Origin of the sequence: Actinomadura sp. 7K534, assembly GCF_004348575.1 — a bacterium.
Taxonomy (GTDB): Bacteria; Actinomycetota; Actinomycetes; order Streptosporangiales; family Streptosporangiaceae; genus Spirillospora; species Spirillospora livida.
Genome location: NZ_SMKB01000125.1, coordinates 1 through 21,200 on the forward strand (window position 1 = coordinate 1; position 21,200 = coordinate 21,200).

The 21,200-nt window shown below is 72.7% G+C and carries 21 protein-coding genes and 1 riboswitch; of the genes, 11 read left to right on the plus strand and 10 right to left on the minus strand.

Annotated features, from left to right (window positions below; translation table 11 throughout):
• Positions 1–384 (minus strand): hypothetical protein (locus E1266_RS22790; RefSeq protein ID WP_207945857.1); only part of this gene is annotated, 384 nt, incomplete at its 3' end.
• A 269-nt stretch (positions 385–653) separates the two neighbouring features.
• On the opposite strand from E1266_RS22790, the gene E1266_RS22795 reads away from it, so the two are divergent.
• Complete coding sequence (locus tag E1266_RS22795; RefSeq protein WP_243718725.1) at positions 654–1,268, plus strand: PadR family transcriptional regulator; 615 nt, start codon at positions 654–656, stop codon at positions 1,266–1,268.
• Positions 1,265–2,479, plus strand: coding sequence for an FAD-dependent monooxygenase (locus tag E1266_RS22800; protein ID WP_132050162.1), 1,215 nt, complete (start codon positions 1,265–1,267; stop codon positions 2,477–2,479). Before E1266_RS22795 ends, E1266_RS22800 begins: the two co-directional genes overlap by 4 nt.
• 27 nt (positions 2,480–2,506) lie before the next feature.
• On the opposite strand, the gene E1266_RS22805 is transcribed toward E1266_RS22800, so the two are convergent.
• Positions 2,507–3,349, minus strand: a complete 843-nt coding sequence (locus E1266_RS22805; RefSeq protein WP_132050164.1) for an MBL fold metallo-hydrolase — start codon at positions 3,347–3,349, stop codon at positions 2,507–2,509.
• Positions 3,350–3,501: 152 nt separating this feature from the next.
• Here E1266_RS22805 and E1266_RS22810 point away from each other — a divergent pair, with 152 nt between their 5' ends.
• From E1266_RS22810 to E1266_RS22830, 5 genes are all read left to right on the plus strand, one after another.
• Positions 3,502–4,329, plus strand: coding sequence for an SAM-dependent methyltransferase (locus E1266_RS22810; RefSeq protein ID WP_132050166.1), 828 nt, complete (start codon positions 3,502–3,504; stop codon positions 4,327–4,329).
• A gap of 110 nt (positions 4,330–4,439) precedes the next feature.
• Positions 4,440–4,679 carry a DUF397 domain-containing protein gene (locus E1266_RS22815; RefSeq protein ID WP_132050168.1) on the plus strand — a complete coding sequence of 80 codons (240 nt, stop codon included), beginning with the start codon at positions 4,440–4,442 and terminating at the stop codon, positions 4,677–4,679.
• A 103-nt stretch (positions 4,680–4,782) separates the two neighbouring features.
• Positions 4,783–5,625, plus strand: a complete 843-nt coding sequence (locus E1266_RS22820) for a helix-turn-helix transcriptional regulator (protein WP_165966172.1) — start codon at positions 4,783–4,785, stop codon at positions 5,623–5,625.
• Between the two features lie 18 nt (positions 5,626–5,643).
• Positions 5,644–5,841 (plus strand): DUF397 domain-containing protein, encoded by a 198-nt coding sequence (locus E1266_RS22825; protein ID WP_132050172.1) that lies wholly within the window; start codon positions 5,644–5,646, stop codon positions 5,839–5,841.
• Between the two features lie 489 nt (positions 5,842–6,330).
• Positions 6,331–7,011 (plus strand): hypothetical protein, encoded by a 681-nt coding sequence (locus E1266_RS22830; protein ID WP_165966173.1) that lies wholly within the window; start codon positions 6,331–6,333, stop codon positions 7,009–7,011.
• A 102-nt stretch (positions 7,012–7,113) separates the two neighbouring features.
• Here the strand turns inward: E1266_RS22830 and metE are convergent, their stop codons facing one another.
• Positions 7,114–9,378 carry a 5-methyltetrahydropteroyltriglutamate--homocysteine S-methyltransferase gene (metE, locus tag E1266_RS22835; protein WP_132050196.1) on the minus strand — a complete coding sequence of 755 codons (2,265 nt, stop codon included), beginning with the start codon at positions 9,376–9,378 and terminating at the stop codon, positions 7,114–7,116.
• Between the two features lie 113 nt (positions 9,379–9,491).
• A riboswitch (cobalamin riboswitch) is annotated at positions 9,492–9,711 on the minus strand.
• Positions 9,712–9,731: 20 nt separating this feature from the next.
• Positions 9,732–10,427, minus strand: a complete 696-nt coding sequence (locus tag E1266_RS22840) for a histidine phosphatase family protein (protein ID WP_207945858.1) — start codon at positions 10,425–10,427, stop codon at positions 9,732–9,734.
• 68 nt (positions 10,428–10,495) lie between these two features.
• On the opposite strand from E1266_RS22840, the gene E1266_RS22845 reads away from it, so the two are divergent.
• Positions 10,496–11,254 (plus strand): SDR family oxidoreductase, encoded by a 759-nt coding sequence (locus E1266_RS22845; RefSeq protein WP_243718727.1) that lies wholly within the window; start codon positions 10,496–10,498, stop codon positions 11,252–11,254.
• Between the two features lie 17 nt (positions 11,255–11,271).
• Here E1266_RS22845 and E1266_RS22850 read toward each other — a convergent pair whose 3' ends face one another.
• On the minus strand, positions 11,272–12,099 hold the full coding sequence (locus E1266_RS22850; protein WP_132050178.1) for a TIGR03620 family F420-dependent LLM class oxidoreductase: 828 nt from the start codon (positions 12,097–12,099) through the stop codon (positions 11,272–11,274).
• Positions 12,100–12,586: 487 nt separating this feature from the next.
• Between E1266_RS22850 and E1266_RS22855 the strand changes: the two genes are divergently transcribed.
• Positions 12,587–12,994, plus strand: coding sequence for a YciI family protein (locus E1266_RS22855; protein WP_132050180.1), 408 nt, complete (start codon positions 12,587–12,589; stop codon positions 12,992–12,994).
• Between the two features lie 8 nt (positions 12,995–13,002).
• Positions 13,003–14,148, plus strand: a complete 1,146-nt coding sequence (locus tag E1266_RS22860) for a DUF6596 domain-containing protein (RefSeq protein ID WP_132050200.1) — start codon at positions 13,003–13,005, stop codon at positions 14,146–14,148.
• Here the strand turns inward: E1266_RS22860 and E1266_RS38150 are convergent.
• Positions 14,126–14,287 (minus strand): hypothetical protein, encoded by a 162-nt coding sequence (locus E1266_RS38150; protein ID WP_165966174.1) that lies wholly within the window; start codon positions 14,285–14,287, stop codon positions 14,126–14,128. The two genes, E1266_RS22860 and E1266_RS38150, sit on opposite strands and share 23 nt — an antisense overlap.
• Before the next feature lie 71 nt (positions 14,288–14,358).
• Here E1266_RS38150 and E1266_RS39905 point away from each other — a divergent pair, with 71 nt between their 5' ends.
• Positions 14,359–17,472 (plus strand): BTAD domain-containing putative transcriptional regulator, encoded by a 3,114-nt coding sequence (locus E1266_RS39905; protein WP_132050182.1) that lies wholly within the window; start codon positions 14,359–14,361, stop codon positions 17,470–17,472.
• On the opposite strand, the gene E1266_RS22870 is transcribed toward E1266_RS39905, so the two are convergent.
• The 4 genes from E1266_RS22870 to E1266_RS22885 all read right to left on the minus strand — a co-directional run bounded on the left by E1266_RS22870 (position 17,454) and on the right by E1266_RS22885 (position 21,097).
• A complete protein-coding gene (locus E1266_RS22870; RefSeq protein ID WP_132050184.1) occupies positions 17,454–18,299 on the minus strand; it encodes an ABC transporter permease in 846 nt (281 codons plus the stop codon). The genes E1266_RS39905 and E1266_RS22870 overlap by 19 nt on opposite strands.
• On the minus strand, positions 18,296–19,249 hold the full coding sequence (locus E1266_RS22875) for an ATP-binding cassette domain-containing protein (RefSeq protein ID WP_132050186.1): 954 nt from the start codon (positions 19,247–19,249) through the stop codon (positions 18,296–18,298). Before E1266_RS22875 ends, E1266_RS22870 begins: the two co-directional genes overlap by 4 nt.
• A gap of 169 nt (positions 19,250–19,418) precedes the next feature.
• Entirely contained in the window at positions 19,419–19,727 is a 309-nt protein-coding gene (locus tag E1266_RS22880; protein WP_132050188.1) for a hypothetical protein, read from the minus strand.
• Positions 19,728–19,783: 56 nt separating this feature from the next.
• Positions 19,784–21,097, minus strand: a complete 1,314-nt coding sequence (locus E1266_RS22885; RefSeq protein WP_132050190.1) for a phosphotransferase family protein — start codon at positions 21,095–21,097, stop codon at positions 19,784–19,786.
• Positions 21,098–21,200: the final 103 nt, after the last annotated feature.

Below are 21,200 nucleotides of genomic sequence, written 5' to 3' on the forward strand. Positions count from 1 at the left end.
GGCGTAGGGAGGGGCTGCGGCCGTTATGGCGCGGGCCTGGGCGAGCGCCTGGGCGGCCCAGGCGCTCGACTGCGGGCCGGGCGGGAACTGGGCGGTGTGGTGGAAGCCGGGGCCGGTCACGGAGATGGAGACGAACCCGAGGTAGCGGGTCTCCTTCATCAGCAGGAACAGCAGGCCCAGCAGGCAGAACCAGACGAAGATGACGGTGAGGATGATGCCCGCCGTGGAGATGCTCTCGGTGATCTGCGTCGAGTCGTGCACGGTCCACTGGGCGCCGTGCAGCGGGTACTGCCCGTGGGGCAGGATCACGTGCGTGCTCGTCAGGGACATGTCACCGATCTGCAGCAGGACGGGCTCGGTGCCGCTCTGAGGGTACGGGTACATCCACTCACCTCTACTCAAGGCAGCCACCCGCTGCACCGGGATCACCCCATGCTATTGCGCATCCCGGATCGGGGGCAGCCGTCCGGCCATGGCCGGTCACCGGCCGTGCAACGGCGGCGACGTCGCGGGGTTCAGCAGGAACGACGCCAGCGAGAGAAGTTCGGCGAGGAAAGGTGATCGAAAGGTCTCGTCTTGGAGCATCCCTGCCCCCATATAGTTGACACTGACTATTTGGGCATGGATAGTTGAGCTTGGCTATGAGAGGTGCGGTGGATTCGGTGGACTCGGTGGAGAAGCGGCGCAAGGTGGGCAACCCGTTGGCGCTGGCGGTGCTCGCCTGGCTGATGCTCGGGCCGATGCACCCCTACGAGCTGGCGCGGCGGCTGGAGGAGAGCGAGCAGGACCGCAACATCAAGTACAACCGCGGCTCGCTCTACATGGTGGTGAAGCAGCTGGCCAAGGCCGGGTTCATCGCCGAGCAGGCGACCGTCCGCGACACCCAGCGCCCCGAGCGCACCGTCTACGCGCTCACCCCTGAGGGGCGGGCGGAGATGCGCGACTGGCTGAGCGAACTGGTCGCGCGGCCGCGGCACGAGTACCCGCACTTCGGCGTCGCGCTGTCGCTGCTGGCAGTGCTGCCGCCGGACGAGACCGTCCGGCTGCTCACCGAGCGGAACGCCGCGCTGACCGCCGAGATCACCGAGATCCGCGGGCGGGCCGACACCGCCATCGCCCAGGGCGTCGAGTGGGTGTTCCTGGTCGAGGAGCGCTACCGGGCCGCCCTGCTGGAAGCCGAAGCCGGGTTCGTCGCCGAGCTGATCGAGGCGATGCGGGACCCGGACCACGTCCGCAAGTGGCACGAACAGTTTGGGGGCCGATCATGACTGCAGCGAGGACGGCACTGGTCATCGGCGGCGGGATCGCCGGCCCGGTCACCGCCATGGCGCTCCGGAAGGCCGGCGTCGAGGCGACCGTGTACGAGGCGTATCCGAGCGCGGCCGACGGCGTGGGCGTCACGCTCACCGTCGCGCCGAACGGGCTCGCCGCACTGCGCGTCATCGGCGCGGAGGACGCCGTGCTCGGCATCGGCCAGCCGCTCACCCGCGCGGAGCTGTGCGACGGGCGCGGCGGGCGGCTCGGCGACCTCCCGGGCCTGCCGGGGCTGCCGCCGAGCCGCGGGCTGTGGCGGGACGAGCTGTGCCGCGTCCTGCACGAGACGGCGGAGGCCCAGGGCGTCCGCGTCGAGTACGGCAAGCGGCTCGTCGGCGCCGAGGAGTCCCCGGAGGGCGTCACCGCCCGCTTCGCGGACGGCACCAGCGCGACCGCGGACGTGCTCGTGGGCGCCGACGGCATCCGCTCCACCGTCCGCACGCTGATCGACCCGGCCGCGCCCGAACCGGAGACGACGCGGCTGCTCAACTTCGGGGCGGCGGCGGACATCGCGGTCCCGGCCGACCGCGAGTCCGCGTACTTCGTGTTCGGCGCGCGCGGCTTCTTCGGCTACTGGGTGCAGCCCGACGACCGCACCGCCTGGTTCGCGAACCTGCCCCACGACCGGCCGCTGTCGTCGGCGGAGGCGCGCGCGACCTCCAAGGCCGACTGGCTCGCGCGGTTGCGCGACCTGTACGCCGGCGACACGCCCTGCCGGGAGATCCTCGCGCACACCGACGCCGACGCCCTGACCGTCCTCGGCTCGCTGGAGAACATGCCCAAGGTGCCGGCCTGGCACCGCGGGCGGATGGTGCTCGTCGGCGACTCCGCGCACGCGCCTTCGTCCAGCTCCGGGCAGGGCGCCTCGCAGGCCATAGAGAGCGCGGTGCAGCTCGCCCGCTGCCTGCGCGACCTCCCCGACCCGCGGAGCGCCTTCGCCGCCTACGAGCGGCTGCGCCGCACGCGGGTCGAGAAGGTCATCGACCGGGGCAACAAGACCAACAACAGCAAGACGATGGGGCCCGTCGCCAAGAAGATGATGAAGCTGATGATGCCGCTGATGATGAAGACGTTCCTCAACCCGGAGAAGACCCTCGGCCCGGAGCAGCGCTACACCATCGAGTGGGACGCCCCGGCGACATCTCCCGAGAAAGTGCCAGCGTAGGGGGTATAGGGGGGGTATAGGGAGGTGCTATAGGGCGTGGGTGAAAGTGTGGGTCCGGCCGCGCTCGACAAAGGTGACTTCTCCCGCCAGGCCGCGCCGGTCGAGTTCCCGGCGGAAGTCGTCCAGTGACGAAGTGAACACGGTGTAGTCGTCGTAGTGCACCGGGACGGCATTCGCGGGACGGATCGTCTCCAGAAGGTCGGCGCCTTGTGCCGCGTCCATGGTGACGATGAGCCCGCCGGGCAGCTTTGTGCCGCCCATATGGAGGATGGCCAGGTCGATGGCGGGATTTCTGCGGCTGATCTGCTGGATTCCGTCGAACATCAGGGTGTCGCCGGTGATGTAGAGCCGGAACTGGACGCCGGTCTGGGCATCACCCCCGGCCGGGCCGAACTCCAGCAGGCTGCCCATCACCTGCGGGAGGAGCAGCCGCGCGGGGCCGGGCGCGTGCCGGCCGGGCATGGACGTGATGCGCAGCTGCGCCCCGTCCTTCACGAGGGTGTGCGACTCCCACGTGCGCAGGCCGACCGCGTGGCGGAACCGGTGCAATCCCTGGAGGCGCCGGGCCGCGTGCGGGGTGGTGACGATCGGCAGGCCCCGGTCGAGCTTGGCGCGGGCGACCCGGTCCCAGTGGTCGCCGTGCAGGTGGGAGAGGACGACCGCGTCCAACCGCGGGAGTTCCTCGATGCGCAGCGCGGGGTCGGTGAGACGACGCGTGGTCAGCCCGTTTCCGAGGTATGCGCGCTGCCCGCGATGCAGGAAATTCGGGTCGGTGAGCAGCGTGAACGGCCCGCAGCGCAGCAGCGCCGTCGCGTTGCCGATGAACTGCATCGTCAGTTGCCCGAGCGCGAGATGTGGCGCGGTTTTCATAATCGTTCCTCCCCCGAGTGCTTCGATTGCCGGGTCATGCCCGCGTGAGGAGGGGTGATGCCCGCCGATGTTCGTCCCCGCGGAACCATCGCGGGCCAGGGGGACATGTTTCATAATTCGTGCATCACAAGTTGCGGCGACGGAGGCAAAAGGTGAGCGAGACCGAGCAGGCCCCACCCGGAGTGGACATCACGGTTCCCAGCCCGGCCCGGATGTACGACTACATCCTCGGCGGCACCGACAACTACGAGGTCGACCGGCAGGCCGTGGAAGCGGTCCGCAAGCAGATGCCGGAACTCGAGGACGCGGCGTGGGCGAACCGCGGATTCCTGCAGCGCGCCGTCCGGTGGCTGGCCCTCCAGGGCGTGCGGCAGTTCATCGACATCGGCGCCGGGCTGCCGACGATGAACAACACCCATGACGCGGCGCAGGCCGTCGCGCCCGACGCACGGGTCCTGTACGCCGACAACGACCCGCTGGTCACGGCGCACGCGAACCGGCTGCTGGCGAACTCGTCCGGGACGGCGTTCATCACGGCGGACTTCCGGGACCCGGACGGCCTGCTCGGGCACGAGGTGACCCGGGCGACGATCGACTTCACGGAGCCGGTGGCGCTGCTGGCCGTCGCGCTGACCCACTTCGTGCCGGACGAGGACGACCCCTGGGGCCTCATCCGGCAGTACATGGACCGGCTGGCGCCCGGCAGCTACCTCGCGCTGTCCTCGATCACCAGCGACCGGCAGATGGACAAGGCGGTCGGTACGGTCCGGGAGGTGTACTCGCGGTCCACGGCCGGTGCGAGGCCGCGGAGTCTCCGGGAGATCGAGCGCTTCTTCACCGGCCTGGAGATCGTCCCGCCGTACGAGGGGGCCGCCGCGAGCCTCACCTACGTCGGCCTGTGGGGGGCCGAGGACCCGGAAGAGGCCGACAGTGATGGCTCCCGCTGGGGCTACTGCGCTGTGGCGAAGAAGACAGGGTGAGCGGAGCACGGACGAGCAGGGCACGGGTGAGCAGGGCACGGTTGGGAGGAGCACGGTGGGAGGAGCACGGTGGGAGGAGCACGGTTCGACGCTCGGGGGAGAGGGGCGCGATGAGGAAGCCGACCGCGGCTGAGCTGGGCGTCGACCCGGCCGCGCTGGACTGGAAGCGCTCGGGAACGGACGAGGGCTCGATCGAAGTCGCTTTTGTCAATGAATGGATACTTCTGCGCACTTCAGGGGAGCTCATCTCGGTTTTCGACGAGCACGAGTGGGCCTGCTTCCTGGACGGCGTGAAGAACGGCGAGTTCGACCACGCCGGGGCCGCGCCGCGTCCTGACCGAAATCTGTGATTCACAAATTCGGAAGGCGTATGATGATGTCGGCCGCGTGTCAAGGGAGCGAGTCTCAGCGGAGCGCATGTCAGGGGAGCGCATGTCAGGGGAGGTGGTTCCGATGAGCGAGGCTTACGGAGCCACGATCGCGAAGCGGGGCCTCGCGCGCCGCCTGCGGGAGCTGCGCGTCGAGGCGGGCTACACCGCCAACCAGGTGTGCGACCGGCTGAACTGGGGCCGGGGCAAGGTCGGGCGGTTCGAGGCCAACAACTGGGTGCGGCCCGAGCTGAGCGACATCCGCGACCTGGCGCGCATCTACCAGGGAAGCGACCTCCCCGAGCTGGAGGAACTGGCCGGGCGCGCGCGGCGGCGGGCCTGGTGGCGCGAGTACTCCGACGTGTTCGAGAACGAGTTCCCCGGCTACGAGGGCGACGCGCGGGAGATCCGGGTGATCATGCCGCTGGTCCTGCCGGGGCTGCTGCAGACCCTCCCGTACATGCAGGCGCTGCTCGCGTCCGGGTCGAAGCCGCCGGAGTGGCGCGAGCGGGCGCTGCGGGCGCGGCTGCGCAGGCAGCAGATCCTGGAGCGCGACGACGGCACCGCGCCGATGCTCATCGCCGTGCTCACCGAGGCGTCGCTGATGTACGAGTGGGGCGACGCCGGGGACCGCCGCGCCCAACTCCGCCACCTGCTCGGCATGGGCGCGCGCACCAACGTCGACCTGCGGCTCCTGCGCCTGTCGGACGGCCTGCACCCCGGCATGGCGACCCTGGTCAACATCTTCCGCTTCCCCGGCGACGAGCCGCCCATGGTCTTCCTCGAGAACGACGCCGACATCCAGGAGATCGACACCCCCGGAAAAGTGGAGGCCTATGACCGCATCTTCGAGCAGATCCGCGCGGCGGCGCTGAGTCCCGCCGACACTGCGGAGCACCTGGAGAAAATGATCGCGATGCTGGAGTAGACGCTGGAGTAGGAGCGTATGGACCTCTCTCAGGCACGGTGGTTCAAGGCCGCCGCCAGTGCGAGCAGCAACGGAGGCTGCGTCGAGGTCGCCGACCTCGAGACGGCCACCGGGCTGCGCGACAGCAGGACGCCCGAGGCTGGGGCGCACGTCGTGGCCCGGCCCGTGTTCGCCGCGTTCCTCGACGACGTGCGAGCGGGCCGCTACGACCGCTGATCGGGCTTAAGGATCAGGCCCGAAGGATTGGGCACTGATCGGGCCGCACACCGGGTCCCCCAGGGCTGCACCCCTGGGGGACCTTTCACGTGTGCGGCCCTCTCTCAGGCGTCCTCAACGCTACAGCGCCGGCGCCGGCCGGTCCCCGCTCCGCCGGTACGCGCTCGCTGTACCCGATGGAGAACTCGTTTTGTATGGCTTCAGGTGCATTAGTGAACGTCTCAATCGTGCTCGTACCACCTTCGTCGTGTGCCGGGTCTCCCGGCCGGGAATGTGCGAAGCTTGGATCTGTGAATCACACATAGCGACTCGCGAACCATGAGGATTCATGTCGCGATTGTCGGAAATGCGAATAGGCGGCGGCAGGACTCCGTGAACACTGAGGGTGGCGTCATGACGGAGACCGCGACGGTTCGCGGAATTCCCTGGAGACTCGAGACCGGCGGCTGCGCGGCACTACCCCTGCCAGGGGACGAGACCATCGCGGCCGTGGCGCGCGCACACGTCACGGGTCTGCTCCCAGCACTCGGGCTGTCGGTCGACGACGTCGATGACGTCTCCCTGATGGTCAGCGAACTCGCCACCAACGTCCTGGACCACGCCATCCCCGTGAGCGGGCCTTCCAACGCCGAACTCTGGGTCTACCAGAGGGGCGACGGGCGCGGCCACGACGAGCTGGTCGTCAAGGCGTTCGACACGCTCAGGGAATGGCGCGGGCACCCGGGCGGCACCTGCCGGATGCGCGAGCGCGGCCGCGGCCTGGAGATCATCGACATCCTCGCCGAGGGCCGGTGGGGGCACCACCCGTCCCGGTCCCGGCTCGGCTCCCCGGCCCTGCGCGGCAAGGCCACCTGGTTCGCCCTGCCGATCCCGCGCACCCGCATGGCGCGCACCCGCCGCCATGTCCGCACGCCGCGGGGCGAGGCGCAGGCCGTGCAGGTCCTGCGTTCGCTGCTCGTCCAGCGCGGCATCGACCGCTTCTCGACCAGGCACGAGCCGGGTGTCTCCGTCCTGTCCTGCGACGACCTGTGGGTGCGGTGCGAGGACGGGACGTTCCACTGGCGCGCCCGCACCGGGGAGGCCGGCGAACTCCCGGTCGCCGACATCACCGAGGTAGGCGAGCAGATCGTCCGGCTCCGCGAGGCGATGGACGACGTCCACGTGGCCTGACCGTACGGGGGGGACGGTCAGGCCACGTGGCCCCTTTCGGGGCGACCCGGCCCTGAACCACTCGGCCGGCCGGTCACGGCAGCCGGTTGCTCAGCCGGTTGCTCAGCCGGTCACGTCCTCCCGGACGCGCCGCGCCGCCGCCACCAGGTTCCGCAGCGACGCCTCCGTCTCCGGGTAGCCGCGGGTCTTCAGCCCGCAGTCGGGGTTGACCCACAGCCGCGCCGGCTCGACGGCCCGCAGCGCGCGCCGCAGGTTCTCCTCCATCTCGCCCGCGGTGGGCACGCGGGGCGAGTGGATGTCCCACACGCCGGGCCCGATGCCGTTCGCGTACCCGGCGGCGCGCAGGTCGCCGACCAGCTCCATGTGCGAGCGGGCCGCCTCCACGCTGGTGACGTCGGCGTCCAGCGCGCCGATCGCGCCGATGATCTCGCCGAACTCCGAGTAGCACATGTGCGTGTGGATCTGGGTGGTGTCGGCGACGCCCGACGTGGCCAGCCGGAACGCGCCGACCGCCCAGTCCAGGTACGCGGGCCGGTCGGCGGCGCGCAGCGGCAGCAGCTCGCGCAGCGCGGGCTCGTCGACCTGGATAATCCGGATCCCGGCCGCCTCCAGGTCGGCGATCTCGTCCCGCAGCGCCAGCGCGACCTGCCGGGCCGTCTCGGCGAGCGGCTGGTCGTCGCGGACGAACGACCACGCGAGCATCGTCACCGGGCCGGTCAGCATCCCCTTGACCGGCCTGCTCGTCAGCGACTGCGCGTACGTGGCCCACCGCACGGTCATCGGCCGGGGCCGCGCGACGTCGCTGTGCAGGATCGGCGGGCGGACGCAGCGCGTCCCGTACGACTGCACCCACCCGTGCTCGGTCGCGGCGTACCCGTCGAGCTGCTCGGCGAAGTACTGCACCATGTCGTTGCGCTCCGGCTCGCCGTGCACGAGGACGTCGAGGCCGAGGTCCTCCTGCAGCGCGATGACGCGGGCGATCTCGTCCTTCATCGCCCGCTCGTACTCCGCCGCGGTGATGCGCCCGGCGCGGCGGTCGGCGCGGACCCGGCGGATCTCGGGGGTCTGCGGGAACGAGCCGATGGTGGTCGTGGCGAGTTCGGGCAGGCCGAGCGCGTCCCGCTGGGCGGCGAACCGGGTGCCGCGGTCGCCGCGCCGCGCGTCGCCGATCGAGTCCAGCCGCTCGCGGACGCCCCGGTCGATCCCCGCGGCCGCCGGGGTCTCCGCAGTGCGCTGCGGTGTCTCCGCCGCGGCCGGGACGTCCTCGCTGAGGGCCCGTCCGACCGCGATGACCTCGGCGACCTTCTGCCGGGCGAACGCGAGCCGTCCCCGGACGTCCGGGTCCAGCGCGGTCTCGGCCTCCAGGTCGATCGGGACGTGCAGCAGCGAGCAGGACGTGCTGACCACCAGCTGATCGACGAGCCCGAGCAGCGAGGCGCACGTCGCCCTGGCCCGCCGCTGATCGGCGCGCCACACGTTGCGGCCGTCCACCACGCCCGCGACGAGCGTCTTGCGCGGGAGGCCGCCGACGGAGGCGAGGACGTCGAGGTTGCCGGGACCGGCGACGAAGTCCAGCCCGACCGCCTCGACGCGGCTGCGGGCCAGCCGCTGCAACGCGGCGGCGCCGATCGTCCCGAAGTACGTCGCGACCATCAGGCGGGGCCTGCTGGTCAGCCGCCCGAGCCGCGTGTAGGCGCGGGCGAGGGCGTCGATCTCCTCCTCGGTGCGGTCGGCGACGAGGGCTGGCTCGTCCAGCTGCACCCACGCCGCCCCCGACCCCGCCAGGCGCTCCAGGACCTCGGCGTACACGTCGACGAGCCCGTCGAGGAGGTCGAGCGGCCGGAAGCCCTCCGGCGCGTCCGGGGCGGGCTTCGCCAGCAGCAGGTACGTGAGCGGCCCGACGAGCACCGGACGCGTCTCGATGCCGAGCGCCTTGGCCTCCCGGTATTCGGCCAGCGGCTTCGCGGCGGCGCCCTCGGCCAACCGGAACCGGGTGTCCGGCCCCAGCTCGGGGACGATGTAGTGGTAGTTCGTGTCGAACCACTTGGTCATTTCGAGCGGCGGGACGTCCTGCACGCCCCGCGCCATGGCGAAGTAGCGGTCGAGCCCGGTCAGCTGCCGGTACCGGTCGGGGACCGCGTCGACCAGCACGCTCGTGTCGAGGACCTGGTCGTAGAAGGAGAACGTGTTCGACGGGATCGCGTCCAGGCCCGCGTCGCGCAGCTCGTTCCAGCCCGCCGCGCGCAGGTCGGCGCCGGTCTTGGCGAGCGCGTCGGCGCCGGCGCGTCCCGCCCAGTAGTCCTCGGTGGCGAACTTCAACTCCCGGCGCGCCCCGATCCGGGGGTATCCGAGAATCGTGGTCTTCATGGCTGTGCTCATGGCGGCTTCCCTCGCTGTGCCACAGGGGCGGCCCGCAAGAAGGGAGTGCGCACGATGCCGTGCCGCAGACCTTCCCGCGAGGCCGCCGACCGCCGTGTACCGGCCGGTACACGGGCGGAGGCAGGTCTTCGGACTCGCGGGCACCGCCTCTCCCGAGGCGTCCTACTGGCCGTCGCTTCCCAGGCCGCGCGGGCCCAGTGCGTGATGACGGCGGTCGTTCCCGCTCACCGCTGCGGGGCAGTCCCGGATTCGCACCGGGTTCCCTCTTACGACACCCGCGTCCTCGCTGGACCCGGGTGAACCATCCGCACGAAGAAGTCTAACCCCGGCATCCCGACCCGCTAGTCGAAGCGCGCGTGGGACGCGGTCGCGGGCGTGCTGAACGTCTCGGCGAGGTGCATCGTCGCCCCGGCGGCGACCCGCCACCCGTAGGGCCCGCTGGGACGCCAGAGCTCGACGATCGAGCAGTTCGGAACGTCGTAAAGCCCCTGGAAGTCGCGGAAGGCCCGCATCGCGGCGGCGTCGGGCTCGGTGACCCCGCTCAGCAGCGACCACACCACCGCCTTCGTGAAGACGCCGTGCGTGAACACCGCCACCGGCCCGTCCGCCGGACGTTCGGCCAGGCGGTCGAGGAAGGCGCGGGCGCGCGTGATCAGCGCCTGGAACGACTCCCCGTCGTGGCCGTGGACGTAGGCCGGGTCGAGCCGCCGCCAGTAGTCGTCGGCGAAGGGCCGCCGCTGCTCACCGGTGGTCTGCGGGCCGTGCAGCCGTCCCAGGAAGGTGAACTCCTGGACGGGCCACTCCTCGTGCGGCACCTCGGGGAACCGCTCCATGGTCGGCTCCGCGGTCTGCCGGGCGCGCAGGAACGGGGAGCTGACGATGAGCGCGGGCGGTTCGGTGAACGTCTCGGCCATCCGCGCGGCCTGCCGCCGCCCCCGCTCGGTCAGCGGCGACGCCCCCGGCCCGTTGGTCGGCAGCCCCGCGTTCGACTCGCTCTGCCCATGCCTGATCAGCCACACCCGCCGCACCGTGATCACGCCGACAGACTGACACAGGGCCGCGGCGGCGCGGAAGATCGGGGGAACCGCACGAGAGAGGGGCGATAGTGAGCGAGTCCTACGTGGTGACCGGTGGCGGACGCGGCGTCGGCCGGGCCATCGTCGAACGCCTGCTGGCCGACGGCGGCAAGGTCGTCGTCATCGAACTGGACCCGGCCGCGGTCGAGTGGACGCGCGGCAACGCCGACGTGACTCCGGTCGTGGGCAGCGCCGCGGACCAGAGCGTCGCGGAGCGGGCCGCCGACCTGGCGCAGGAGGCGGGGACGCTCGCGGGCTGGGTCAACAACGCCGCCGTCTTCCGCGACGTGGCGGACCCGTCCGGGACCGAACTCCTCGACCTGATCGCGCTGAACCTCGATCCCGCGGTGATCGGCTGCGTGACGGCCGTGCGCCGCTTCCGGGACGCGGGGACGGGCGGCGCGATCGTGAACGTGTCGTCCCACCAGGCGCAGCGGCCGGTGCGCGGCTCCCTGCCGTACGCGACGGCGAAGGCGGCCACCGAGGCCCTCACCCGCGCCCTGGCCGTCGACCACGGCCCGCACGGCATCCGGACCAACGCCGTGGCGCTCGGCTCGATCACGACGGAACGCTACGAGACCTTCCTCGGCCGCCAGACCCCGGCCGAGGCCGCGCGCATCGAGGACGAGATGCGCCTGCTCCACCCGGTCGGCCGGGTCGGACGACCGGACGAGGTGGCCGCCGCCGTCGCCTACCTGCTCTCCGCCGAGGCGAGCTTCGTCAACGGCGCCGTCCTCCCCGTGGACGGCGGCCGCCACGCCGTGGGCCGCGACCCCGAGGAAGCCTGATGCCGGACGTCTGACCCTCAGCCGATGAGGGCGTCGGCCAATGCGCGCCACTCCGCGTGGGGGACGGTGTCCGGGTCGGTGGGCTGCACGGAGAGGACGACCTGGTCGGCGCCCGCGTCCAGGTGGCGCTTCACCCGCGCGGCGACGGCGTCGATGTCGCCCCAGGCGACCAGGTCGTCGAGCAGGCGGTCGCTGGGCCCGGCGATGTCGTCCTCGGTGAACCCCATCCGGCGCAGGTTCTGCGGGTAGCCGCCGACCTGCGTCAGGAACCCGATGGGGCCGCGAACCGTGTCCCTGGCCCGTTGCGGATCGCTTTCCAGGACGACGTACTCCATCACGGCCATGGTCGCCTCGGAGCCCAGGATCTCCCGGGCGTGCGCGGTGTACTCCGGGTTGACCAGCAGCGTCAGCGCCCCCGCCGCCCGGTCGCGGGCCAGCTCCAGCATCCGCGGCCCCAGCGCCGACAAGATCCGGGCCTCCGCCGGGACCGGCGGGTCGGCCGCGTCCAGGCGGTCGAGGTACTCGTTCATGGTGCGCAGCGGCCGTTCACCGTGCACCCCGCCGAGCCCGGTGATCAGCCGTCCAGGATCGGTGGCCTCCAGCTCGCGGCGGAGCGCGACCACGTCCTCGGCCGGGTGCACCCGCGCGGGAATGATCGCGCTGCCCACCCGGATCGTCCCGGTCGCCCGGACGACGTCCCGCAGCGGGTCCAGCGTCGACAGCTGGCCCCCGGCGATCCAGACGGCCGAGTACCCGAGCTTCTCCAGCATGACGGCGTCATCGAGATGCCCGCCCCCGTCACGCACGTCGAGGGTCACGCCTATGGGCCCAAGACCAAGTGTCATCGCGGCACCTTCCGTAAAGTTCCTCCACCAACGCCCGCGACGCTATTTCCTGAACCGAACTTGAGGTCAACCGCCGCCTTGCGGCCCGCGATGCCCACCGGAGAATGCCGGGAGCGGAAGGGGCATGCCGTGTGGACCACTTCCATGCACGCGCTTTTCACGCGACCACTACTTCCACGGTTGCGGAGCCCTGCTCATCGGTGCGGTCTTCGTGGGCACTGGTGTCGCGGCTCTCTTCTTCGGCTACGACTTCGGCGTCCCGCCCAGCGGGGCCTCGCCGAGTCGCTGCTTAACTCGCTGGGACTGGTGGTGATCGTGGTCACGTGGAGGTGGATCCGCGGACGCCGACGCTCCTGATCCCCGCGGCTGGGCATCATGGACGGACGGCTGCGAAAAAATCTGGTGGCGATGTCGAGAACCCGCGGCCGGCTTCGTCTCCGTGGCGAAGGCGGCCGAGAGGGTCGCTCCGACACCGAGGAGAATCACGATGGCCAAGTACCTGCTGCTGAAGCACTACCGCGGCGCCCCGGCGGCGGTCAACGACGTGCCGATGGAGAAGTGGACGCCGGAGGAGATCACGGCCCACATCCAGTACATGGCGGACTTCGCGACCCGGCTGCAGGAGACCGGCGAGTTCGTCGACGAGCGGGCGCTCGGGCCCGACGGGACGTGGGTCCGGTACGGCGGCGAGGGCCGCCCGCCGGTCACCGACGGGCCGTTCGCCGAGACCAAGGACCTCATCGCCGGGTGGATGGTGATCGACGTGGACAGCTACGAGCGGGCGCTTGAGCTGGCCGCGGAGCTGTCGGCGGCGCCCGGCGCGGGCGGCGAGCCGATCCACGAGTGGCTGGAGCTGCGCCCGATCTTCACCGCGCCCCCCACGATCACGGAGTGACCTGCCAGGTGGACGAGCTTCTGCTGCGCAGCCTCACACCGCACGTCCTGGCGATCCTCGTCCGCCGCGGAGCCGACTTCGCGGCGGCCGAGGACGCCGTCCAGGACGCCCTGGTCGAGGCGATCCGGGTCTGGCCGGACGACCCGCCGCGGGACCCCAAGGGCTGGCTGATCACCGCGGCCTGGCGCAAGTTCCTCGACGCGACCAAGGCGGAGACCGCGCGCCGCCGCCGGGAGGACGCCGTCGAGGAGGAGCCGCCGCCGGGTCCCGCGTCCGGCGTTGACGACACGCTCCAGCTCTACTTCCTGTGCGCGCACCCGTCGCTGACGCCGTCGTCGGCGGTCGCGCTCACGCTGCGCGCCGTCGGCGGGCTGACCACCCGGCAGATCGCGCGGGCGTACCTGGTGCCCGAGGCGACCATGGCGCAGCGCATCAGCCGGGCGAAGCGCACCGTGTCCGGCGTGCGGTTCGACCGGCCCGGCGACGTCGGCACCGTGCTGCGCGTCCTCTACCTGGTGTTCAACGAGGGCTACTCCGGGGACGTCGACCTGGCCGCCGAGGCGATCCGGCTGACCCGGCGGCTCGCCGCGGCGATCGACCATCCCGAGGTGGCGGGGCTGCTCGCGCTCATGCTGCTCCACCACGCCCGGCGCGCCGCCCGCACCGCGCCCGGCGGCAGCCTCGTGCCGCTCGCCGACCAGGACCGGAGCCGCTGGGACACCGGCATGATCGCCGAGGGCATCGAGATCCTCCAGGCCGCCCTGGCCCGCGACCGGCTGGGCGAGTTCCAGGCCCAGGCCGCCATCGCCGCCCTCCACGCCGACGCGCTCACCGCCGAGGAGACCGACTGGGTGCAGATCGTCGAGTGGTACGACGAGCTGGTGCGGCTGACCGGCAGCCCGGTCGTCCGGCTCAACCGCGCGGTGGCCGTGGGCGAGGCGGACGGCCCGCGCGCCGGCCTGAAGGCCCTGGCGGAGCTGGACGACTCCCTGCCCCGCTACACCGCCGTGGCGGCATACCTCCACGAACGCGACGGCGACCCGGTGACGGCGGCGCGCCTGTACGCCGAGGCGGCCCACAAGGCTCCCACCCTCGCCGAACGCGACCACCTGACCCGCCAGGCCGCGCGCCTCAACGCGTCCCTCGGGCCTTGACGTCCGGCTCGAAGCGCGGGGCTCCGGTCTGGTCGGCCGGCCCGGCGGCGTCCCGCGTCGCGGCCCACGTGCCGAGCAGCCGGAGCGCCTCCGCGCCGGCGAACCGCTGGACGGCGACGATCTCACCGCACTCGACCACGTCACGCCCGTCGGCGGTCCGGGCTTCTGAGGCGTCCGCCGGCCCGCCGCCCTTTCCGGCACTATGGATGAATGCGGGTCGGAGTCCTTGGGCCATTGGTCGTGACGGACCGGGGCGAGGACATCCGGGTCGGCGGAGCGCGGCTTCGGGCGCTGCTGACCAGGCTGGCGCTGGAAGCGGGGCGGACGGTCACCGTCGACGCCCTCGTGGAGTCGCTCTGGCCGGACGGCGGACCCAAGGACCGGGTGCACGCGTTGCAGGCGCTCGTCTCGCGGTTGCGGCGGTGCCTGCCCGCGGGGTCGCTGCGTTCGGTTCCCGGCGGCTACGTCCTCGATGCCGAGTCGGTGGATGCGGCGGAGTTCGAGCGGCTGGCCAGGCACGGCGGCGAAGCGCTGCGGGGCGGGGACGCCAAGCTCGCGGTGCCGCTGCTGCGGGACGCCCTGAGCCTCTGGCGGGGGGACGCTCTCGCGGACGCGGCCGGTGTGCCGTTCGCGGACGCGGCGGCCGTCCGGCTGGAGGCGCTGCGGCTGTCGGCGACGGAGGACCGGATGTCCGCCGAGCTGGCCACAGGCGCCGCCCCCGGACCGCTGGTGGCGGAGCTGGAGGAACTGGCATCAAGGCACCCGCTGCGTGAGCGGCTTCGCGTCCTGCTGGTCGAGGCGCTGCACGGGGCGGGACGGTCCGCCGAGGCGCTCGCGGTGTTCGAGAAGTACCGGGGCGTCCTGTCCGAGGAGCTGGGGACCGACCCTGGACGCGAGTTGCAGGACGCGTACCTGGCCGTTCTGCGGGACGTCCCCCAGGACCGGGTGCGCGGGAACCTGCGGGTCGCGGCGACCGGTTTCGTCGGCCGGGAGGACGAGCGCGCGTGGGTCGCGCGGCGCCTCTGGGAAGGGCGGCTCGTCACCCTCGTCGGCGCCGGCGGGGCCGGGAAGACCCGGCTCGCCACCACGGTCGCGACGGAGCTGGCCGGGCGGTTCCCGGGCGGGGTGTGGGTCGTGGAGCTGGCGCCGGTCGACGACCCCGGGGAGGTGCCCCGGGCGGTCGCGGGCGTGCTCGGCCTGCGGGACGGCACCACCCTGGCCGAGGCGCTGTCGGCCGACGAGACGCTGATCGTCCTGGACAACTGCGAGCACGTGGTGGAGGCCGCCGCCCGGCTGGCGGGCGAGCTGCTCGGCACCTGCCCCAGCCTGCGGGTCCTCGCGACGAGCCGGGAGCGCCTCGGGGTCGACGGCGAGGCGCTGTGCCCCGTGCCGCCGCTCGACGTTGCGGCGGCGGCCGAGCTGTTCGCCGAGCGCGCCGCGGCCGTCCGGCCGGGGTTCACCGGCGACCCCGCGACCATCGCGGAGATCTGCCGGCGGCTGGACGGCCTCCCGCTGGCGATCGAGCTCGCCGCGGCCAGAATGCGCTCGATGCCGTTGGACCAGCTCGCCGCCCGGCTCGGCGACCGGTTCCGCCTGCTGAACGGCGGGAACCGCACGGCGCTCGCGCGGCACCGGACGCTGCGGGCGGTCGTCGCGTGGAGCTGGAACCTGCTGGACGACGCGGAACGCCGGTTCGCCGAGCGGCTCGCGGAGTTCCCCGGCACGATCACCCCGGACACCGCCGCCCGCGTCACCGGCCGTCCCGACGCGCTGGACGTCCTCGACTCGCTGGCCGACCGGTCGCTGCTCCAGGCCGTCGAGGGCGCCGAGCCGCGCTTCCGCATGCTGGAGACCATCCGGGAGTACGGGCGGGAGCGGCTCGCCGAGGCCGGGGAGACCGGGCGGGTCCGGGCCGCGCACGCCGCGTGCTTCCTGGAACTGGCCGAACGCGCCGAACCGCACCTGCGCCGTCCCGAGCAGCTCGAATGGATCCCCCGGCTGGCGGCGGAGCGCGACAACCTCCTCGCCGCGCTCCAGTTCGCCACCGAGCGCGGCGACGCCGGAACCGCCGTGCGCCTCGGCGCGGCGCTGGCGGTGTTCTGGATGATCCAGGGCGACCACGCCGAGGCGGCGCGGCGGTTGCGGACCGCGCTGCACGTGCCGGGCCGCGAGACCGTCCCCGGGGACGCGGAGGCGGCCGCGCTCGGCGGCTACCTGTTCAACACCGTGATGTCGGGCGGCGACGCCCGCGACGACCCGCTCATCGGCGGGCTTCCCGAGCGCGCCGCGCACCCCCTGGCCGCGCTGGCCGAGCCCGCCGCCGCGCTGCTCACCGGCGACAACGCGGGCGGCCTGGCCGCGATCGACCGCCGACTGCCCGAGCCCGACCCGTGGACGCGGGCGATGCTGTACCTGACGCGGGCGATGCACAACGGCAACAGGGGCGAGATGGACGCGGCCCACGGGGACATCGCCGCCGCGGAGGCCGGGTTCCGCGAGGCCGGGGAGCGGGCCGGGCTCGCCCTCACGCTCACCTTCGCGGCCGACACGCAGACCGTCTCCGGACGGTTCGGCGAGGCCATCGCCACGCTGGAGGAGGCCATCGGGCTCCTGCGCACGCTGGGACAGGACGACGCCGGCATGCAGCGGGTCATGCTCGCCGTCGCCCGCGCCCGGTCGGGCGACGTGGCGCGGGCGCGGGACGAGCTGGCCGCGATGGTCGCCCCGGGCGCCGGGACCCCGGCGCGCCACCTGGTGCCCGTCCGGCTCGCCCTGGGCGACCTCGCCCGCCACGCCGGTTCCGCGGCCGAGGCGCAGGAGCACTACGACGCCGCCGAACGCGAACTCGACCGCGTCCCGTCCTATCCGCAGTACCGCTCGCTGCTGGAGGCCGCGCGGGGCCAGCTGGCGCTCGACCGCGACGATCCGGACGCGGCGCGGCGGCACCTGCGCACCGCCCTCACCCTCGCCGTCGGCGCACCGGACATCCCGATCGCCGCCGTCGCCGGCTACGCGGCCGCCCGGCTGCGCGCCGCCGCCGACCCGCGGGCGGCGGCGGCACTGCTCGGCGCGGCGGCCGTGCTGCGGGGGGCGCCCGACGCGCACAACCCGGACGTCGTGCTGGTGACCCGGCCGCTGCGCCGGACGCTCGGCGAGCGCGCCTACCGCGCCGCCCGCGACCGCGGCGGCCGGCTGGACGTCCCCGGAGCACTCGCCCTGCTCGACGACCAGCTACGGGGGGATCAGCTACGGGGAGATCAGCTACGGGGGGACCAGCTACGGGGGGATCAGCTACAGGAGCGGGATCAGGCGCGGCGCCGGTAGGCGTACACGGCCAGCGGGCAGAACACCGCGAAGAACCCCGCCGACCACAGCAGCGTCGCCGTCGCCGGACCCGCGACGGGCCCGCCGACCAGGAGCCCGCGCGAGGCGTCCACGGCGTAGCTGACCGGATTGACCTCGACCCACGCCCGCAACCAGCCCGGCAGCGTCTCGGCCGGGACGACCATGTCCGTCCCGAACGCCAGCGGGAAGATCCCGAGGAACGCCACCGTCTGGACGATGACCTCCTCCTTGATCAGCACCCCGATCAGCACGTTGACCCAGCCCAGCGCGAAGCCCAGCGCGGTCGACAGCGCGACCGCCGCCACCGCCGACGCCGCATCCGTCTCGACCCGGAACCCCATCAGGTAGCCGGTCGCGAACAGTACGCAGGCCGCCACGGCGTAGCGGATCAGATCGCCCAGCACGATGCCGGTGAGCGGCGCGGACCGCCCGATCGGCAGGCTCCGGAACCGGTCGAACACGCCCTTCTTGATGTCCGTGTTGATGCTGAGGCCGGTCGACAGCATCCCCACCAGCAGCAGCGTCATCACCAGGACGCCGGGAAAGACGTACTGCAGGTACTCCCGCGTCGACCCGGCGACCGCGCCGCCGAACAGGTAGACGAACAGCAGCAGGAAGAGGATCGGCATGAACAGCGCGTCGCTGAGCAGCCCCGGGTTCCGCCGGGTCTTGGTCAGGCTGCGCCCCGCCAGCAGCAGGCTGTGCCGCGCCAGCCGATGACCCCGTTCCGGCCGCCTGCCCTCGACCGTGCCCCACTCCCGGCGCTCCTCGGTCAAGACCGCGTCGCGCCCCTGGGCCTCGCTCATGCCGCCTCCTTCTCCGCGTGGTGGCCGGTGAGCGTGAGGAAGACCTCGTCGAGGCTGGGCAGGCGGAGCGACAGTTCGGCGACGCCTATCCCGGCGGCCTCCAGCCGGTGCACGGTCTCGGCGAACGCGCGCTCCCCGTCCTCGCCGACCGGCACGCCCACCACGTCCCTGCGCGGCGTCTCGGCGGCGCGGCCCGACACCGCGTTGAGGATCGCGGCGACCTCGATGAGCCGCCCCGGATCGCGGGGCCGCACGACGATCGTCTGCCCGCCGGTGACCCGCTTCAGCTCCGCGGGCGTGCCGGACGCGATGACCGCCCCGCGGTCGATGACGGTGATCTCGTCGGCGAGCGCGTCGGCCTCCTCCAGGTACTGGGTGGTCAGCAGGACGGTCCCGCCGTCGCGGGTCATCGACCGGATCAGCCGCCACGCCTCCTCCCGCCTGCCGGGGTCGAGGCCGGTCGTCGGCTCGTCCAGGAAGATCACGGCGGGCCGCCCGACCATGCTCGCGGCGAGGTCGAGCCTGCGCCGCATCCCGCCGGAGTAGGTGGACACCCGCCGCCCGGCGTCCTCCGCCAGCTCGAACCGCTCCAGCAGCTCGGCGGCGCGGGCCCGCGCCCCGGCCTTGCGCATGTCGAGGAGCCGCCCGATGAGGACGAGGTTCTCCATGCCGGTGAGATCCTCGTCCACGGACGCGTACTGCCCGGTGAGGGCGATCCGCTCCCGCACCTCGGCGGCGCCCCGCACGACGTCCAGCCCGCAGACCTCCGCCCGGCCCGCGTCGGGCCGCAGCAGCGTCGCCAGAATCCGCACCGCCGTAGTCTTCCCGGCACCGTTGGGCCCGAGGACGCCGAGCACCGTCCCCGGCCGCGCCGCGAGCTCCACTCCGGCCAGGGCGGTAGTAGCCCCGAACCGTTTGACCAGGCTCTCCGCCTGAAACGCGTAATCCATGCCCCGAGGCTGCCGCCCCCCACTCACAAACCCCTCACACGCCGCGGATCGCCTGGTCGGGACATGGTTCGGCGGCGGACGCCCCCCTCTTCGTCCGCCGCCGGATCATCTTCCGGGTCGTTGCCTCGGGTCTGACTCGACCTCCTGGCCGTCCACGGATGTGGCGTCGCTACTTGATGTCGTACTTGACCGTCTCGCCCTCGATGGAGGTGACCCTGATCCGCGCGTCGCGGACCCGTTCGGAACGGCCTACCGCGATCCGGACGCCGGGCGAGCGGTCGACGGAGAAGACGGCCGAGTCGGCGTAGATCTCGGTGATCTTGACGTCCCACTGGTCGATGCTCTGGGTCTTGCCGGTCCCGGTGGTGGTCACGTGGCATTCACCGCCTCTGCACGTGTGGCTGTTGACCTGGCAGCCGGTCAGCGCGAGGGTCGCGCCGAGCATGAGGACGGCCACGGCGTGAAAGGGACGGGTCATTTCGCTCCTTACGGTGTGCTCAGATCGTTTGACCCGCCGCAAGGAGTTCCGGTTCGTCAGCCGGGGAGGGCGAGGTGGCCGGGGTTGGCCACGGTGAGCTTGTCCACGACGGAGGCCCGCACCGCGGCGACCACCTCGTCCCGCCGATCGTCCAGGGTGCCCTCCCGGATGGCCTTCGCCAGGTCGGCGTCGGTTTCGCAGCCGAGTTTCCCTAGGCGCTCGTGGTGAGCGGCCTTGTGGGTTTCGGCCAGGAGGATCTCCCGGCGCGCTATCCGGAGCACCGACATGGCCACGCGTGTGTGGAAGCGGAGCCGGTCGTCGGGCTGCTCGGCCTCCTTGAGGAACGCCCCCACGGCCTCGATCAGGGTGGACGCGTCAGGCCGGTCATGGGGCGGTGTCGCGGTGGCCTGGGCGGTCTCCAGCGGGTCCTGGACGGTCACCGGTTCGGTCAGGCCGAGGGCCAGGAGGAGGTCGTGTTCCTGCTCGCAGACCCTCCGTCCCAGGGCGGCGAACTCGATGGACGTGTCCGCGCCGCTCAGGAAGCGCTCGGCCTGGTGGCGGCACAGGACCGCCCAGCGCAGCGTGCCGTAGACCTCCCACCAGCGGAGTTCTTCGGGGGTCGGCGGGGTGCCGCCCGCCTCGGCGTAGCCGGCGAGGAGGTCCTCGCGGGAGCCGAAGCCGCCGGCCGCGTGCGGTGAGCCGAAGCGCCACGCCTTCACGCAGAGCCAGCCGAGGTCCTCGGCCGGGTCGCCGAGGTGCGTGAGCTCCCAGTCGAGGACGCCCGTCACCCCGGTCGTGTCGATCATCAGGTTGCCGTTGCGGAAGTCGCCGTGCACGACCGTCCGGCGGCCGGACGCGGGCGGGCGGTGGTCGCGCAGCCAGCGCAGCGCGAGCTCGACCGCGGGACGCGGCTCGTCGAAGTCCTCGTAGAGCATGACGAGCAGGGCGAGCGGGTCGTCGTCCGACAGGCCGGGGACGGGCTCCATCGTGTGCAGCCGGGCAAGGATGCCGCCGAGGTCGCGGGCGAGGCGGCCGCGCACCGGCGCGAGCCGCTCGTCGCGCAGGAGGCGGCGGGGGATCGTCTCGCCGGCCAGCCGACCCATGATCAGGAAGGGCAGGCCGCCCAGGTCGTCGCCGTGGTCGACCAGCTCCGGGACGGGCACGCCGGCCGCCGCGGCGGAGGCCAGCAGGGCGGCCTCCCGCGCCATCGCGCCGGGATCGATGGCGCCGGGCTGGTCGCGGCGCAGGATCAGCGGGCGGCCGTCCGCGTCGAACGACCAGGTCTCGCGGCTGGCGCCGCCCGACAGGCGGACGAGGTTCGACACCGCCGCGCCCAGGCGGGCGGTGAGCTCGGCGTCCAGCGTGCTCATGCGCCGTACCCGCGCCGGGCCGCGAGAGGGACGGTGAACAGGGCGGTGAACAGGGCGGTGAACAGGGCGGTGAACAGGGCGGTGAACAGGGCCGCCGGAGGGG